Source organism: Halalkalibacter oceani (assembly GCF_023715705.1).
Lineage (GTDB): Bacteria > Bacillota > Bacilli > Bacillales > Bacillaceae_D > Halalkalibacter > Halalkalibacter oceani_A.
In genome coordinates, this window is record NZ_JAMBOS010000138.1 from 1 (window position 1) to 240 (window position 240).

Sequence of the window (240 nt, forward strand, 5' to 3'; positions counted from 1 at the left end):
AAGTCGTAACAAGGTAGCCGTATCGGAAGGTGCGGCTGGATCACCTCCTTTCTATGGAGTTTATACTCTAATCGAACTTACACACCAGCTGTGTAAGGAACGCTTCGGTTCTTTTGTTCAGTTTTGAGAGGATTCAATACTCTCTATCATACTTTGACAAAGAGAATCAAGCAGATCGAGGAAGCAAATGGTCGAAGGAATGGAGCGTAGTTCTCTACGTGACATGACCGAGATCCATGA

At 44.2% G+C, this 240-nt stretch carries 1 rRNA gene; it reads left to right on the plus strand.

Annotated features, from left to right (window positions below):
• A 16S ribosomal RNA gene (locus M3212_RS21945) occupies positions 1-51 on the plus strand; the annotation flags it as partial.
• Positions 52-240 lie beyond the last annotated feature (189 nt).